Raw genomic sequence first — 14,132 nt, forward strand, 5'->3', positions numbered from 1 at the left:
GAATATGTGATAGCGTATTAAATGCTGTTTACATTGTATTTGTATCGTTCGTTGCGATAACGGCCATGACCGATCTGCTTGGAGGTTCGTCATTGCGACAATTATGTTATGGTGATGGGAAGTAGCGCCCAGTAAACAGGGACTTATTTGCGAGTCGAGACTCAGGTCACTCGCTCCCTGTTCGATGGACGTTAAAAGGAAAATTCTCTCTTCTGTCGAAATGTGGAAGTATTGGAGGGAGAAAAGTGAAACTTATAAAAAATGTATACGTCTGGTTATTTTTATCGCCAATTTTAATTAATTACGTGATAATGTCTTGGCGTGCTCCAGGTGTGAACGGTGATACAAATGCATGGATTGGTTTTTGGGGGAGTTACCTTGGCTTAATTGGCGCAATAACCATAGCTATTTATTCATTTCAAAAGCAAAAAGAGAAAGAGGATAACCAGGATAGAAAAAATAATCGATCCTATATTCAGGTGCACGATTTTACAGCTCCACTCAGACTAACTAATGTTAACACGAATGAAAATAGCAGAATAATAGATACGCCAGGTTACTCAGATTTAATAAGCCGTATAAAAGATAGTGAACAACAAAGTATAAATACATCATTTTTAAAGTTGGCTCACTTCGGTAACCCTGACGCGATTTTTGATTGTAAGATCCAAATTGACATTTCATATGAAGAAGAGAAAAAATACGATATTAATGTTAATATTGGGGTTTTTGAAAAGGGTATCGAAATATTTGTTCCACTCGTTCCCCCAGGTATAGAGGCAGGAGCTACTATCGATCTTAATAATGTATCTATTGAATACAACACTCTCAAAAATGAAAGGCTCAAACTAGTCCATGATGTGCAGCGAGCTAAGGATACACTGCTATTATTACATGATAATGACGAGCCTGAGGTTTTATATGAATTTAATATGAAAGGCTCAACTTGGATTTATCCAAACAAAAAAAAGATGTAGAGCAAAAAACACCCTAGCGGTGTTTTTCTTTTGGAGGTGGGTGAAATGTAGTGCGCCAATATGTCGACTCAGCGACAGGGGAAATATATTACACGGAGGAAGTGCTACGCCGGTCGGACGAGATCGTAAAAGTATTTCGTCCATTAGGTCGCAGCTCAAAATTCGTAAAGATCAAAGCCAGCCAAAAGGCAAAGCGACGGCTCAGAAAGCTGTCACTCGCTTAGGCTGGCTTTTTCATTCTTACTGTGTCTTAAGGAAGGACTGAATAGCATGGACATACGGAAAATTCCAGTCTCTATGATCAGAGCCGCAGAATATAATCCACGGATCGACCTGAAGCCGGGTGATCCTGAGTACGAAAAGCTGAAACGGTCCATCGAGGAATTTGGCTATGTTGAGCCTCTGATCTGGAATGAACGAACAGGAAACCTCGTTGGTGGACATCAGCGTTTAAAAATTCTCATCAACGAACTGCAAGAAGCAGAGGTTGAGGTCTCAGTCGTTGATCTGGATGATAACCAGGAAAAAGCACTCAATCTAGCATTGAACAAAATCAGCGGGGATTGGGATGAGGAGAAGTTAGCTTATGTACTGGCTGATCTCAAGGAAAGCGATTTGGATATCTCGCTGTCTGGTTTTGACGAGGAAGAAGTCACAGAACTACTTAGTGAATACCTGGGTATCCATATAGAGGAGCCGGTCGTTGACGATGATTTCGACGTTCAGCAGGCTTTAGATGAGATCCAGGAGCCCGAGACAAAGCAGGGAGATATATGGCGACTTGGAAGGCATCTACTGATGTGTGGAGATTCTACCAGTCGACATGACGTCCAAGAGCTCATGGATGGAGTAAAGGCAGCCCTGGTCGTAACTGACCCGCCCTATAACGTTGCATTCAAGAGTGATTCTTCAGAGCTTGCTGCAGATGGCAGGGCGAGCATCATGAACGATGATATGCCAATGGAGCAATTTAAGGAGTTTCTAGGGTACACATTTCAGAACTATTCGGACCTAATGGATGACAAAGCGGCTATTTACGTATTCCATCCGTCCAGCTATCAACGTGAGTTTGAATCGAAAATGAACGAAGCAGGTATTGTGGTCCGTACGCAATGTATCTGGGTAAAGAATGCAGCTACATTTGGATTTGCTCAGTACAAGTTCAAACATGAACCAGTATTCTATGCGCATTTGAAAGGACAAGCTCCGGCATGGTATGGCGATCGCAAGCAGACTACTGTGTGGCGGTCAGGTCTACTAGGGGATAAACAAGAGCCTGATTCAGTTTGGGAGGTCTCACGCGGTGACGTCAGTAAGTACGTTCATCCTACCCAAAAGCCACTTGAATTGTTGGCAATTCCAATTGGTAACAGTAGTCAAAAGGATGACATCGTTGTAGATCTCTTCGGCGGCAGCGGTTCAACACTCATGACTTGCGAACAAATGGGGCGTAGCTGTAGAACCATGGAGCTTGATCCAAAATTCTGTGATGTCATCAAAAGGAGGTTCTTCGAAGCAACAGGCATTGAACCTGTACTCAATAGAAGACTTGGAGAAGCTGCTTAAATAGCAAAAGGGAGACGCGTCAACGTCCCCCTAAGCAACCGAGTCACCCCGGCTGAGATAGCGATACCTGCGGCCGCAGTAGTCATCACTCGCTATCTCGTTTTCCATTTTACAGGAAAGCCGAGGGCGACACAATGAAAAATACAAACAAACGTTCTTGTTCTTCTGCAGGTGACCTACTTCTTCAACACGAGATCGCTGTCATGGAGAGTATCTTGGAATCAAAGGAGCAGTACCGAAAAGTCGTGAAAGCAGCTATTGCAAAGTGGGTTAAGGACTTCCAATCAGGCCACATCGAGATTAAAACGGTGGATGATTTGAAGAAGCTGATAGAGTTGGACATTGAGCTGCAGAAAGAAATTAACTTCTGACTCTTGGAACCTCCTTAACTATGTGTATAACTTGATCACGATTTATCCAATATTCTGTGTTGGGCTCGGAAGCCTTTTTTACTATGAAGTCCCCCTGCTTAGTTTCAGAGAGTAACTCAGCAGAGAACTCCTCCCCATTTTGAAGCTTGAATAACATATTTGCACCTTTCATGTCATTAAAAAACAAAGAGTACAAATTAACACAAGCCGACACGAAATAGCATAGTAGCGTGAAACATCCCAATGCAATTACAAAAAAACTGATTTCGTTTATATGTGGGATCATCAATTTGAGATCGAAATATAGCAGAACGAAAAACAAGATAATATACAGCACATTTTTAATTTTTTCGTTTGCGTATTTTGCTAGTATTTTTATTTCTACGAATGCGGCTATTAGTGCAACTATATTAATAATTAGAATTTTGACAGATGCATCACTAAGCTTGGCGCCCTCTATAAAAATGGGGGTCAAAAATGATATGAGAGAGAGTAAAAAAAAGACTATCATCACAGGGAGTAGCTTGTAAGTTTCCAATATTAATGCAATTTTGGATTGCCTACGTTGATGTTGGAAGCAGTAATGTGTAATCGCGATAAGCCCAGCAATTATTATTGCAACTGCCTGGATTATGGTAAGAATATCGGAAAGTTTTAATTCCATGACATTACCTCTTTCTTTTGTTTGGTAATTTGTACGAATTAATAGGGTATTTGTTTCAATTTTAATTCAAACACAATTCAATCCCTTGCGGAGGTGAGGTGATATGTAATGCCTAGGGAGAGAAATCCGAATCGAGACAGAGCGTATCAAATTTGGCTGGAACACAACGGAAACGTAACTAACCGACAGATCGCTGAAATGCTAGGGGTAAATGAGAAGGTCATTGCTGTTTGGAAACAGCGTGATAAGTGGAAAGTTGTACAACACTCACCCGATGAAAGTTGTACAACAAGAAAACGCGGGGCACCCAAGGGGAACAAAAACGCATTCGGTAAAAGTGGTGGTGCTCCTACTGGTAATAAAAATGCAGTAGGAAACGTTGGAGGCGGCGCACCATTACGGAATCATAATGCCATTAAAACAGGTGAATATGAAACCATCTGGCTTGACACCCTTGACGAGAAGGAGCTCGAACTGTACGAGCAAATTGACCTCGATCCAATGGCTCAAGTAAATGAGCAGCTTCGTTTTTTTAGCATCAGAGAACGCCGAATGATGATGCGGATTCGCAAACTGACGGAAGGATTAACGGAAAAACAGCGTCGTGTCCTTCAAGAGAGGGTCTCCATAAAGGAGCCTGTGCAGGTCCACGATGAAAAGTCTGGGCAATCCAAGACAGTTGTGCTTACTCGAAATCAGTTGGTCACGACTGAAATCGAAGAGACGGAGTATCGAGCGATTGAAGATATCCTGTCTCTCGAGGAAGCCCTGACCCGAGTCCAGGACAAGAAATTGAAGGCCATACAGCTAAAAGCACAATTACTGAGCAATGGCGGTGGGCAAGAGAAAGAGATCACCGTACGGAGGTGGTCGCGTGACAAGTCTGGCGCTTGACCTTGATCCATTTGAGAACTGGACACCTCACCCCAAACAGATTGAAGTCATGGAATGTGATGCCCGTAACGTGGTCATGAACTGCGGACGCCGTGGTGGTAAAACAAACGTGGGAGCTCGCAAGTTTTTTGATAACATCCTTGCTGATATTGAGGCAGGTAAGGGACTGCCGTACAAGCCACCTCGTAATTTGAAGGTGATGAAAAAACCGAAGCCCAGGCTAGAATACTGGTGCATTTCCCCGACATATTCCATGTCAGAGATACAGCAGGAAGAGCTGGCAGCAGTCATCCCAGAGGAAATGATCGAGAGCTGGGACTTGTCTAAGAATCGGGTGTGGCTGAAAGGGTACATCCTCATTCAGTTTAAATCTGCCGACAATCCGAAGACGCTAGTCGGTAAAGGGCTGGATGGCGTGTGGCTTGATGAGGCTTCCAAGATGAAGGAGCAGACATGGAGCGGATATCTATCTTATGCTCTCGCTGATAAAGGAGGCTGGAGCGTTTGGACGACCACGCCAGAGGGAATGAACTGGTTTTACCATGACATCGTATTGAATGGGCAGCATACGCAAGCAGGCGGCCAACTGGACGAGTATCGCAATGATCCAGAATGGCAAAATTTTTACTGGACGAGCAAGGACAACCCCTTGCCGGAGTTGCAAAAGAATATTCAGCGCATGATTGAAACCATGCCGAAACGATATGTTGACCGGGAGATTTTCGCCCGGTTCGATGTGTTTTTTGGGCAGGTTTACGAGGAATTTGACCGATCGATACATGTTGTACCGCGCGCTCTTTGCGAGCAGAAGTTCAAAGACGGACATTTTGTTCACATTGAGGCGGGCAAAGACTGGGGCTTTACCAACCCCGGAGTTACTCTCGTTGGGGCAATGACCGCCAACGGAGAGTTGTGGGTTGTTGATGCCATCTACAAGGCTCAAATGGAGATTCTTGTCCCCGGCAGCTCAGATTGCTGGGTGGCTCAAGACAAGGAGATCATGAAGAAGTGGAAGATCAAAATGTTTTGGTGTGACTCAGAGGACGCCAGCAACATTAAAACGTATCTGACTAATGGTTTGCCAGCTAAAGCAGCTCAGAAGCACTTGAAAGAAGGCATACGGGCTGTCTCCACTCTGTTTAAAGTGAAGAGTGACAACGGCAGGCCAAACATTTTCATTTCCGATCATTTGAAAGAGGTCATTCAAGAATTGACGAACTACAGATATCCGGAAGATGTTACAGGCGACCGCGCTGAGGTGCCAGTGAAGGAAAATGATCACTCTATGGATGGTCTTCGGTATCTAGTTTGGAACAGCAAGGTGTTTCATCAGTTGCTGATCAGCAGATTCAAGGTCATCCCTTGGAAAGTGGCCTAATAACTCGTATCAAAAGACTCAGGTAAAATCCACATTTCAGGATATCCTTTTGAAGGTGTGGAGTGTATGTCATTGATGGAGTTAGTAGATCTATACCAGCCAATGATTTTCTCGTTGTTCAATTCAAAATTACTTTGTAATAACGGTTGGATGCACTGGCTTCCAGATAAAAAGGAGTTTCCTTTGCATCTACTTTATCAATTTCAATAACCGTACCATGATTTTTTGTAATTACACGATTTATTTCGGCCTTGTGTTGGTTCTTTAATCCCCAATCTGCAAGGAAAAATAGTGGGATACAAACCATTAAGCCAGCTAGGATAATTCCAAGGCTTGTAGTTTTATTTCTCCTGAAAATGATAGCCAAAATAATCGTTGCAAATAAAACAATCGCGCACAAATAAAAGAAAAACGTAGCCAATTTCAATCACCTCAAGAATTGTATACGTCCAGTTATGGTGATGGTTCCAAAAAACAATTTAGGGGGTGACGAAAATGCAAACGATGCTGCTGGAGCAGTTTTACGAAGAAAACAAAGCCAACAATTCGTGGCGGTGGGTATCAGATCTGATAAAAAAGCATCAGACGAAGGACTACTCGCTCATGCGAAGGTATGTCGATGGAGACCAGGACATTCTCCACAAACAAGAGGAAAAGGGTAAGCCGAATAACAAAATCGTCTTAAATTTTGCTCGGAAAATTATCGACTTCGGTACTTCATACATTGCAAGTAACCCTATTCGCTATTCTTCCAATGAGGCAGGAGCAGACGTGGAAGAGTACGTTAAAAAGCTGCAGGCCGTCCTGATGGATAACGATGAAGAGAGCTTGTCTTACGATATTATCGAGGACGGTTCTATCGATGGAGAAGTATTCGAATACTACTACTTTGACGAGGATGGACAGATTTGCATTACTGAGTTCAAAGCAGACGAGTGTATCGCTGTGTATGACACGACGGTTAAAGCCAAGCTGATTGCGGTTATTCGGTACTATACGATGACGGATGTTAGCAGAAACACCAAGACTAAGTTGGTTGAAGTATACGATGAAAACGAGATTACTTACCTCCGACAAGAAGGGACTAACTTTGTTCTGGATATGAGCAGGGAACAAAATCCCGTCTCGCATAACATCACTGTCCGCGTAAAGGACCAAGATGGTAAGTTTCAGCAGAAGCCCGTTGTCCCTTGGACGCACTACGTCAATCGGCGTCGGAAACATCAGCAAAACCGCGATGATGGGATGGTTGAGGGGATGGGCGATCTTTCAGACCTGAAGCAGCTTATGGATGCGATTAACAAGGCTGTCACTGGTAAGGTAGATGTGCAGGAATATTTCAAGAATCCAAAAGTCATTTTTGAAGATTTGGATCTTGATGATTTACTCCTGTATGACGCAGAGGGAGAACTCATCACAGATGTAGAGAAGAAAAAACAGTATCTCGCTAAGATGTGGTCAAGCTCTCAAATCCTTGTAGGCAAAAAAGCCGTTCCGGTCACGTGGGACCTGCAGGACACTCATGAGGAAAACACCATCAACCGATTGATCGAAGCGATTCTTGACCAAACTGGAACACCGCACCTTCGACCTGATCAGGTGGGGACAGCTCCGTCCGGAATTGCATTGAAGATCATCTTTTACCATGCCGACATTAAGGCGGGCATAAAGATGCGCCAGTATGGGAAAGGGTTTCGTAATCGAATTCGTATTCTTACTGGGATGCTGAATCAGAAATATAGAAAACAGTGGGATTACCAAGCTGTCGATGTGAAATTCAGTAAGAACATGCCAGTAAATGTGGTGGAAATGGTGGAGATCGTGACGAAACTGGTTGGTCAGTTGTCTCATGAGGAAAGGCTGGCGCTGCTACCGTTTGTGGATGATCCGCGGGCATCTCGTGAAAAACTGCTGAAAGAACAAGACGAAGAGGCCGAACGCAGAATGAAAATACTTGACCCGGACGCATTGGAAGACAAGGAACCGGTAGATGATGACACGCCTCCTGACGATGAAAAGAGTTCAGAAGGTGACGCTGCATGAGCAGAGAGGAACGTTACCAAGAGGAACTGGAAACGAGAATCGAAAAGCATGGAGTTAAAATAAAAAAACTGTTCTCCAAAGCCAATAAAAGCATTGTACAAGAAATCACTGACCTTTACGCCCGATTTGCTGAAAGCGGAGAAGAGTTAGTGTCCTTGATTTATAACGCCGCACGGCTCGACCTCATCATGACAAGCATAAAAACTATCTTGCACACCCTCCGAATGGAAGAAGAGCAGCAACTACGAATCACATGGGCGGAAGAGTACAAGCTCAGCCTGTTCCATCACCTCTATTTTCTTGAACAGGATGCACAAGTAGAGGTTCGGCTTCCACAGATGAATACCGGGATGGTACTTGCTGCATTGGAGCGACCATGGAAAGGCAGGCATTTTTCCAAACGGATTCGCTTGCGTACTGACCTGTTGGCGGCAGCCATGGAAGATGTAATTACTCAGGGTGCAACCCAGGGATGGGGTGTGACCCGAACAGCTAAGGAGATTACGAAAAGGACATCAGAGAGTTGGTCAAGCGCCCAACGCCTTGCTCGTACAGAACTAAACCGGGCTGCTGCCCAAGGGCAAACCATGGCCTACCAAGCCAATTCAGATATTGTGAGCGAAAAGGAATTTTGTGCCACGTTGGACAAGCGGACTTCTTCTGAGTGCCGCAAGCTGGACGGCAAAAGATATCCGCTTGATTATGACACAGCCGACAATCCAGGGCGTGAGGGTGAACGCATACCTAATCATCCAAATTGCCGATCGTTTTGGCGGCCTGTACTCAAATCTAAGGTCTTGGAGAAATTGGAACGACAGCGTGCTTATCGTATCTCTCAGGAGAGAGGATACACCTCTGCGTGCACTTTTAAAGAGTGGGCTGACAAAAAAGGATTGGCAGCGTAACAGCACGATAAACCGTGTTGTTTTTTTTATTGCCTGAAAGGAGGCGAGATCGATGTGATCAAGGTTCAAGCATTTCTGGACAACGGTGAAATGAAAATCCATGCCGTTGGTCATGCGAATTATGCCGAGCATGGAAAGGACATTGTTTGCGCAGGGGTTTCTACCATCATGCAAACAGCATTACTTGGTATTCAAGCGATTGCCCAGCAATACCCGGATTACGTGTCTTTAGAAATTCAAAATCAGGAAGGAGAAGGTACGAAGTGAAAAAGTCACAATGGTTATTTCGCTTGCAACGATTCAATGATGGAGGAGGGGAAGGTGGGCAAGGTGGTAATGATGGAGGCGGTTCCGGTGGAACTTCTGGGGCATCTGACGGAGGCGCACAGCAAAATGGTGGCGGTGATAAAGGCGGGGAGAGTAAGCCTGCGGTAGCGTTTGGTTCTAAGGAAGAATACGATTCCGCACTACAAGGCGCGGTCACTGACTTCTTAAAAGGGCTGGGGATTGAAAAGGCAGATGACTTAAAAGGAATCGTTGATTCCCATAAGCAAAAGCAAGAGGCTGAAAAAACTGCTGAACAAAAGCTCGTAGAGCGGGAAACTGACCTGAAGAACGCCAATGGTACAATCCAATCTCTCCGGATTGAAAATGCCTTCACTTTGGAGGCAATCAAGCAAGGGATTGACCCAGATAAATTGTCGGATGCGATTCGTCTGGCTGATCTGTCTAAGGTGGAAGTGACGGATGCAGGCAAGGTTAAAAACATCGATAAGCATGTTACTGAGTTGATCACTTCTAAACCGTGGTTGAAGGCAGATGAAACCCCGCGGGGAACTACTCCTGGAGCAAAGCCACCAGCCAATCAAAAGTCTACCATTCCAAATATCTCAGACCTGCGTAAATTGCAGCGCATCTAAAAGGGGGCAATCATTCATGAATAGCATGGCACTGGTAAAACAAGCACCACTTCATTTCGATTTGCAAAGATTCAATGAGGGAGTAACGTTCAGCAGCAGTCTTAGCGGATTGATTCCGGAAGAGACATCTCAAGAGATCATCAAGGATGTAGTCCGCGGTTCGGCTATTTTGAAACTTTCCGAACTGGAACCAATGACAACAGCAACAAAAAAGATTCCAGTATTTCTGGATAAGCCTGGAGCTTACTGGGTAGGGGAGGGAGAACGTATCAAAACCTCGACAGCTTCCTGGACACAGGTTACATTGACCGCCAAGAAGCTGGCTGTCATCATTCCAATGACAAAGGAAGCACTGGATCGCTCACGAATCGATGTGTTTGAAGAACTGAAGCCGTATATTGTTGAAGCATTCCATACTAAATTGGATGCAGCTACGATCATGGGGACGGAGTCACCGTTTACCTCTAACATCTTGGGGGCAGCTATCAATGTAGGGAACAGCTTTACTCGCGGTTCTGTCGCGGGTCAGAATCTGGCCGATGATGTAAACAATGTCATGGCACTGATTGAAGCTGATGACCAAGAGCCACGAGCGTTTGCTGGGCATACCGGATTAAAGACATCCTTACGCGGATTGAAAAATAGCCAAGGTGATCCTCTTTACCTTACTTCTGTACGTGAAGGAGTAGCTGAAGATTCGCTTTATTCGCTGCCGATTGAGTACTGCAGAAATGGTGCTTGGGACAAAACAAAAGCTGACCTGATTGCTGGTGACTTCAAAAAGGCCAAGACAGGCATTCTCAAAAATATCGAGTATGAAATCTTACGCGAGGCGACTCTTCACTCCATTACTGGAGCAGATGGGAAGCCTCTTTCTCTTGCTGAGCAAGACATGGTTGCATTGAAAGCTACGTTCCAAGTTGCGTTCCTTGTAATCAAAGAGGGGGCATTTGCTGTCCTGCGTCCTACCGGATTTGTACCTACACCTTAATTATTGAATTGAAAGGAGCAAGCGTTCATGAAAAAACCAAATGATATGCTGACAATCACCAATGGCAAGGACAAGAAAAAAATAAAAGTGACACGGAAATCATTTGAAGTCGTGTACGAACCATTGGGATATAAGCTGGAAGATGACCCTGCGGCAGATGAAGAGACACCGGTGAATACCGATGGCAATTCTGACAAGTAGTGAGCTGATCGGTTTTTATGCTGAATTTGCTTCGTGGGAACTGAGTTGTCTTGGTCCAGTCATTCTACGGGCGAATGTTTATGTGGAGGGACAGGTGACGGTACCTGATCCAGTCCCTCTAGAATTGAAATTAGCCGTTGCAATGGTAGTCAAAGACATGGCCCAAGATCGACGATTGAGCAGTACCAAGCAAGGGGATTATCAGGAGACGTTTTCCTATGTGAGCAATGACCCCAAAGTCGAAGGTATCCTCAAAAAATATAGCAAGAACAGGGGGCAAAAGCTGTGGATGATTTAACCGAATATAAGCGGCTTCTGTGCCACTCTTTTACCCTTCTGGATGTCGGGGGGGAACCTGACCCTTTCGCTGGGGGAAAAGACCGCTCAGAATGGCTTCCTGTTGTTCAAAAAGTGCCTTGCAGGGTGTCAGGTTCCCCCGGTCGCATTCAGCAACTTACAGGGCGACAGGCTACGCCTCAGGACTTTCTCATGCACACCTTGTACACAAATTTAAAAGCGGGTATGCGAATCCAAATAGAGCAACCTGAATTCGCAGGCAGCTTGTATAAAGTAAGTCTCCCTTATCCTGTGTATGGAGCTGAAAGCTTACATCATTACGAAGTAGTGATTACAATGATCGATCCTGTCACGGGAGAGGAACCGGAATTCTGATGGCAAAGGTAGATAAGAGAGACCTGGAACGTATGTACAAACGTTTGAAAAAGCATCACAAACGTGAAGTACATGTTTCTATGGATCGGGTTGCCCGAATGGCTGGTATGCAGGTGTTGCGGGGAGCTCAAGATAGGGTTCCAGTACGGGATGGGATTCTTCGTGCCTCTCTTGTTATTGGCCACAAGGAAAATGTATTTGATTTGGTCCTAAGTGGGCTTCGAGCTGAAATCACGGTAGGCACCAACCTGTCATATGCGCGTTACGTGGAAGAAGGGTTCACTCAGAGGAAAGGGCAATTTGTACCGGGGTACTGGGATCGAGAAAAATTCATCTATGTCCCTGATCATCCAGACGGCATGATCTTGAAAGGGAAGCGTGTTCCTGGTGTTCACTATCTTGCGAGATCGACAGCAGAGGTTGAGTCAATCATGGACGAGTTGGTAAAAGAAGAGCTAGATGATTTAGCAAGGAGGCTGTTTCCAGATGGGTGATGATGTGCTGTCTGTACGACACTGGCTATTTTCTCTGACAGGTATCCAAACAGAGAACCTTTCTGTACCCAAGGACTTTAAACGGCCTATGTGGTTTGTAGAAGAGCCATTTCGTATTCCGGAACCACGGCGTGCTGATGCCTACCGAGAGAAAGGGACGATGAACTTTGTTCTGATGGCAAAGGATATAGACCAACTTACGAGGTTATCTTTGGCTGTCAGGCAAGACCTTGCGGATCGGAGCTGGATTCTTCCACTCTACAGCCCGGATAAGAAGCAAGTGGGATACCTGCGAGAGTGTCGATTTACCATGAGCAAGCCAGATAACCTAGATCGATCATTTGAACTGAAATACACCGTTTATATCCCATATACTCCGGTGGTTTACGACCCGTTAGAAGTGATTCATAGACGTTACGATGAATCATTGAGGAAAGGAGCCAAGCCTCATGTCTCGCAAACAGGAGCAAGAAAAACCAACTTATAAAAAAGAGCAAATATTGCAGGTAGCAGAGCAGAAGTTCGGGTTAAACCGAACCGAAGCAATCGCTACCTTTTTTGATGCCCCAGACGAAATGACTGTCGATCAGGCAGAGGAATTCGTGAAGAAATTCAAGGAAAGGACGGTGAAGTAAATGTCCGGACAATATCAGTTGGGAGAAAACAAGGTCTTATCCGGTGTCTACTCCTTTTTGAAGTCATTCATCAAAGAGCAAACGACAATCGGCAATCGTGGAAAGCTTGCATTACCAATCGTCGCGGATTGGGGACCGATCGGGGAATTTGTAACAGTCCGATCCAAGGTTTCCGCTGAGAAAATCTTCGGAGTCACAGAAGCGTTTCATTTGATTTGGGCAGCTAACCCTCATCCAACAGAGGTGTTGCTGTACCGCGTGGCAGGGGATAATGCGGCCGTCGCAAGTGTGACTTTGAAGAGTGCTGCAACCGATGTTCTACTTGTGGAAGCCAAGTACAAAGGCGAGGCGGGCAATCAGTTGAAAGTCGTAGTGCAGCCAAGCTTGTTGGATGCTACCAAAACAGAGGTGCTGATCTATCGGGGAGCGGAGCTGGTGGACAGTCGGGCAGCGAAAACGGTGGATGATCTGGTTCAGGCTTTCAGTGATAGCGAGTTTGTTGTCTTGATAAAGATAGCCGATACACTTCCTGATGCAACGGCGGGTGTAAGCCTGACTGGAGGTAACAGCGGAACAAGCGTAGAGGCGACAAAATACACCACTTACCAAAGCGCGCTGGCTACTCAGAAAGGCAAGTACGGTGTATTTACTCTTGGAATTGCTGATCCTGCATTAAACGCTGCGGCAGAAGACTGGACTAAACAGCAAAATGCGCTAGGTAATTACATCAAGTTTGTTTTCGGCGGCGATGAAACAAGGGATAAAAACAAGCAATCCATCATGAAAGCATCTACCGATGTGAACCACATGGCTATTGTCAATGTAGGAAGTGGAGCACGTTGGAAAGGCAACACCTATGCGAGTTCAAAAGTGGCAATTTACGTTGCATCCCTGATGGCTTCACTGCCGCTTAATTACACGATGGCATTGTACATTACTCCATTCGAATCCCTAACACATGAGTGGGACCCGGATACGGATTTAATTGAAATGGTGCAAGCTGGTGTACTCATGCTGAACATGGACAATCGGCAGGTTATCATCCAGGAGCCTGTAAATACCCTGACTATTCCGGGGCCTGATCAGTCAAAAGATTACGGCAAGATTCGGGTAGCTGACACCTTCCACACCATTCTCCATGCAGAAGAGGAAGCAGGAAAGGAGTGGATTCGTCAGCAGCCAAACAGCAACAGCCCTGCTCGCCGCGCTGCCTTTTGCCAGATGATGAAGCAAGAGGTTTTTAGACCACTCGCCATGTTGGAAGTCATCACGAATGATTACGAATTCATTGAAGACCCGGAATATCACGGGGAGGACCCGATTTACACGCCAGCTCGTAATGCGGGCCATTTCATTGCTGGCTTCCGCCATCAAGATGCTCTCGAAAAAATTTATATCTACAACAAAGCGAAGTGAGGTGA

20 protein-coding genes are annotated in these 14,132 nt (G+C 45.2%); 18 read left to right on the plus strand and 2 right to left on the minus strand.

Going from position 1 to position 14,132, the window contains the following annotated elements:
* Positions 1 to 245: 245 nt before the first annotated feature.
* From FB479_RS02755 to FB479_RS02765, 4 genes are all read left to right on the plus strand, one after another.
* Positions 246 to 977 carry a hypothetical protein gene (locus FB479_RS02755; RefSeq protein WP_142062203.1) on the plus strand — a complete coding sequence of 244 codons (732 nt, stop codon included), beginning with the start codon at positions 246 to 248 and terminating at the stop codon, positions 975 to 977.
* Positions 978 to 1,027: 50 nt separating this feature from the next.
* Complete coding sequence (locus tag FB479_RS30325) at positions 1,028 to 1,201, plus strand: hypothetical protein (RefSeq protein WP_185746317.1); 174 nt, start codon at positions 1,028 to 1,030, stop codon at positions 1,199 to 1,201.
* A 46-nt stretch (positions 1,202 to 1,247) separates the two neighbouring features.
* Complete coding sequence (locus tag FB479_RS02760) at positions 1,248 to 2,543, plus strand: site-specific DNA-methyltransferase (RefSeq protein WP_142062206.1); 1,296 nt, start codon at positions 1,248 to 1,250, stop codon at positions 2,541 to 2,543.
* A 134-nt stretch (positions 2,544 to 2,677) separates the two neighbouring features.
* Positions 2,678 to 2,914 (plus strand): hypothetical protein, encoded by a 237-nt coding sequence (locus tag FB479_RS02765; protein WP_142062209.1) that lies wholly within the window; start codon positions 2,678 to 2,680, stop codon positions 2,912 to 2,914.
* On the opposite strand, the gene FB479_RS02770 is transcribed toward FB479_RS02765, so the two are convergent.
* Positions 2,904 to 3,578 (minus strand): hypothetical protein, encoded by a 675-nt coding sequence (locus FB479_RS02770; RefSeq protein ID WP_142062212.1) that lies wholly within the window; start codon positions 3,576 to 3,578, stop codon positions 2,904 to 2,906. The two genes, FB479_RS02765 and FB479_RS02770, sit on opposite strands and share 11 nt — an antisense overlap.
* 108 nt (positions 3,579 to 3,686) lie before the next feature.
* Here FB479_RS02770 and terS point away from each other — a divergent pair, with 108 nt between their 5' ends.
* Entirely contained in the window at positions 3,687 to 4,472 is a 786-nt protein-coding gene (gene terS / locus FB479_RS02775) for a phage terminase small subunit (protein WP_142062215.1), read from the plus strand.
* Positions 4,453 to 5,850 (plus strand): terminase large subunit domain-containing protein, encoded by a 1,398-nt coding sequence (locus FB479_RS02780; RefSeq protein WP_142062218.1) that lies wholly within the window; start codon positions 4,453 to 4,455, stop codon positions 5,848 to 5,850. The genes terS and FB479_RS02780 overlap by 20 nt, the downstream gene beginning before the upstream one ends.
* Before the next feature lie 118 nt (positions 5,851 to 5,968).
* On the opposite strand, the gene FB479_RS02785 is transcribed toward FB479_RS02780, so the two are convergent.
* Positions 5,969 to 6,271: a hypothetical protein gene (locus FB479_RS02785; protein ID WP_142062221.1), complete on the minus strand. Its 303-nt coding sequence runs from the start codon at positions 6,269 to 6,271 to the stop codon at positions 5,969 to 5,971.
* A 74-nt stretch (positions 6,272 to 6,345) separates the two neighbouring features.
* Between FB479_RS02785 and FB479_RS02790 the strand changes: the two genes are divergently transcribed.
* From FB479_RS02790 to FB479_RS02840, 12 genes are read left to right on the plus strand one after another with little or no spacing between them, the layout of a single operon-like run.
* Positions 6,346 to 7,893 (plus strand): phage portal protein, encoded by a 1,548-nt coding sequence (locus FB479_RS02790; protein ID WP_142062224.1) that lies wholly within the window; start codon positions 6,346 to 6,348, stop codon positions 7,891 to 7,893.
* Positions 7,890 to 8,798 carry a minor capsid protein gene (locus FB479_RS02795; protein WP_142062227.1) on the plus strand — a complete coding sequence of 303 codons (909 nt, stop codon included), beginning with the start codon at positions 7,890 to 7,892 and terminating at the stop codon, positions 8,796 to 8,798. Before FB479_RS02790 ends, FB479_RS02795 begins: the two co-directional genes overlap by 4 nt.
* Positions 8,799 to 8,852: 54 nt before the next feature.
* On the plus strand, positions 8,853 to 9,065 hold the full coding sequence (locus FB479_RS02800) for a ribosomal-processing cysteine protease Prp (RefSeq protein ID WP_142062230.1): 213 nt from the start codon (positions 8,853 to 8,855) through the stop codon (positions 9,063 to 9,065).
* Entirely contained in the window at positions 9,062 to 9,718 is a 657-nt protein-coding gene (locus tag FB479_RS02805) for a hypothetical protein (protein ID WP_142062233.1), read from the plus strand. Before FB479_RS02800 ends, FB479_RS02805 begins: the two co-directional genes overlap by 4 nt.
* 16 nt (positions 9,719 to 9,734) lie before the next feature.
* Positions 9,735 to 10,709 (plus strand): phage major capsid protein, encoded by a 975-nt coding sequence (locus FB479_RS02810; RefSeq protein WP_142062236.1) that lies wholly within the window; start codon positions 9,735 to 9,737, stop codon positions 10,707 to 10,709.
* A gap of 27 nt (positions 10,710 to 10,736) precedes the next feature.
* Positions 10,737 to 10,910 carry a hypothetical protein gene (locus FB479_RS30330; RefSeq protein WP_185746318.1) on the plus strand — a complete coding sequence of 58 codons (174 nt, stop codon included), beginning with the start codon at positions 10,737 to 10,739 and terminating at the stop codon, positions 10,908 to 10,910.
* On the plus strand, positions 10,891 to 11,208 hold the full coding sequence (locus FB479_RS02815) for a DNA-packaging protein (RefSeq protein WP_142062239.1): 318 nt from the start codon (positions 10,891 to 10,893) through the stop codon (positions 11,206 to 11,208). Before FB479_RS30330 ends, FB479_RS02815 begins: the two co-directional genes overlap by 20 nt.
* Complete coding sequence (locus tag FB479_RS02820) at positions 11,196 to 11,582, plus strand: hypothetical protein (RefSeq protein ID WP_142062242.1); 387 nt, start codon at positions 11,196 to 11,198, stop codon at positions 11,580 to 11,582. Before FB479_RS02815 ends, FB479_RS02820 begins: the two co-directional genes overlap by 13 nt.
* Positions 11,582 to 12,076, plus strand: a complete 495-nt coding sequence (locus tag FB479_RS02825) for an HK97 gp10 family phage protein (protein WP_142062245.1) — start codon at positions 11,582 to 11,584, stop codon at positions 12,074 to 12,076. Before FB479_RS02820 ends, FB479_RS02825 begins: the two co-directional genes overlap by 1 nt.
* Positions 12,069 to 12,563 carry a hypothetical protein gene (locus FB479_RS02830; protein WP_142062248.1) on the plus strand — a complete coding sequence of 165 codons (495 nt, stop codon included), beginning with the start codon at positions 12,069 to 12,071 and terminating at the stop codon, positions 12,561 to 12,563. Before FB479_RS02825 ends, FB479_RS02830 begins: the two co-directional genes overlap by 8 nt.
* Positions 12,526 to 12,711, plus strand: a complete 186-nt coding sequence (locus FB479_RS02835; RefSeq protein ID WP_142062251.1) for a YqzN/YkzM domain-containing protein — start codon at positions 12,526 to 12,528, stop codon at positions 12,709 to 12,711. The genes FB479_RS02830 and FB479_RS02835 overlap by 38 nt, the downstream gene beginning before the upstream one ends.
* Positions 12,712 to 14,127 carry a phage tail sheath N-terminal beta-sandwich domain-containing protein gene (locus tag FB479_RS02840; protein WP_142062253.1) on the plus strand — a complete coding sequence of 472 codons (1,416 nt, stop codon included), beginning with the start codon at positions 12,712 to 12,714 and terminating at the stop codon, positions 14,125 to 14,127.
* Positions 14,128 to 14,132: the final 5 nt, after the last annotated feature.

It is taken from the genome of Brevibacillus sp. AG162 (assembly GCF_006715575.1).
Taxonomy (GTDB): domain Bacteria; phylum Bacillota; class Bacilli; order Brevibacillales; family Brevibacillaceae; genus Brevibacillus; species Brevibacillus brevis.

Coding starts and splice junctions, on each gene's coding strand:
- FB479_RS02830 (WP_142062248.1), top strand. CDS start 12,069: ATGGGTGATGATGTGCTGTCTGTACGACACTGGCTATTTTCTCTGACA.
- FB479_RS02795 (WP_142062227.1), top strand. CDS start 7,890: ATGAGCAGAGAGGAACGTTACCAAGAGGAACTGGAAACGAGAATCGAA.
- FB479_RS02790 (WP_142062224.1), top strand. CDS start 6,346: ATGCAAACGATGCTGCTGGAGCAGTTTTACGAAGAAAACAAAGCCAAC.
- FB479_RS02840 (WP_142062253.1), top strand. CDS start 12,712: ATGTCCGGACAATATCAGTTGGGAGAAAACAAGGTCTTATCCGGTGTC.
- FB479_RS02770 (WP_142062212.1), bottom strand. CDS start 3,578: ATGGAATTAAAACTTTCCGATATTCTTACCATAATCCAGGCAGTTGCA.
- FB479_RS30330 (WP_185746318.1), top strand. CDS start 10,737: ATGAAAAAACCAAATGATATGCTGACAATCACCAATGGCAAGGACAAG.
- FB479_RS02825 (WP_142062245.1), top strand. CDS start 11,582: ATGGCAAAGGTAGATAAGAGAGACCTGGAACGTATGTACAAACGTTTG.
- FB479_RS02835 (WP_142062251.1), top strand. CDS start 12,526: ATGTCTCGCAAACAGGAGCAAGAAAAACCAACTTATAAAAAAGAGCAA.
- FB479_RS02810 (WP_142062236.1), top strand. CDS start 9,735: ATGAATAGCATGGCACTGGTAAAACAAGCACCACTTCATTTCGATTTG.
- FB479_RS02815 (WP_142062239.1), top strand. CDS start 10,891: ATGGCAATTCTGACAAGTAGTGAGCTGATCGGTTTTTATGCTGAATTT.
- FB479_RS02765 (WP_142062209.1), top strand. CDS start 2,678: ATGAAAAATACAAACAAACGTTCTTGTTCTTCTGCAGGTGACCTACTT.
- FB479_RS02760 (WP_142062206.1), top strand. CDS start 1,248: ATGGACATACGGAAAATTCCAGTCTCTATGATCAGAGCCGCAGAATAT.
- terS (WP_142062215.1), top strand. CDS start 3,687: ATGCCTAGGGAGAGAAATCCGAATCGAGACAGAGCGTATCAAATTTGG.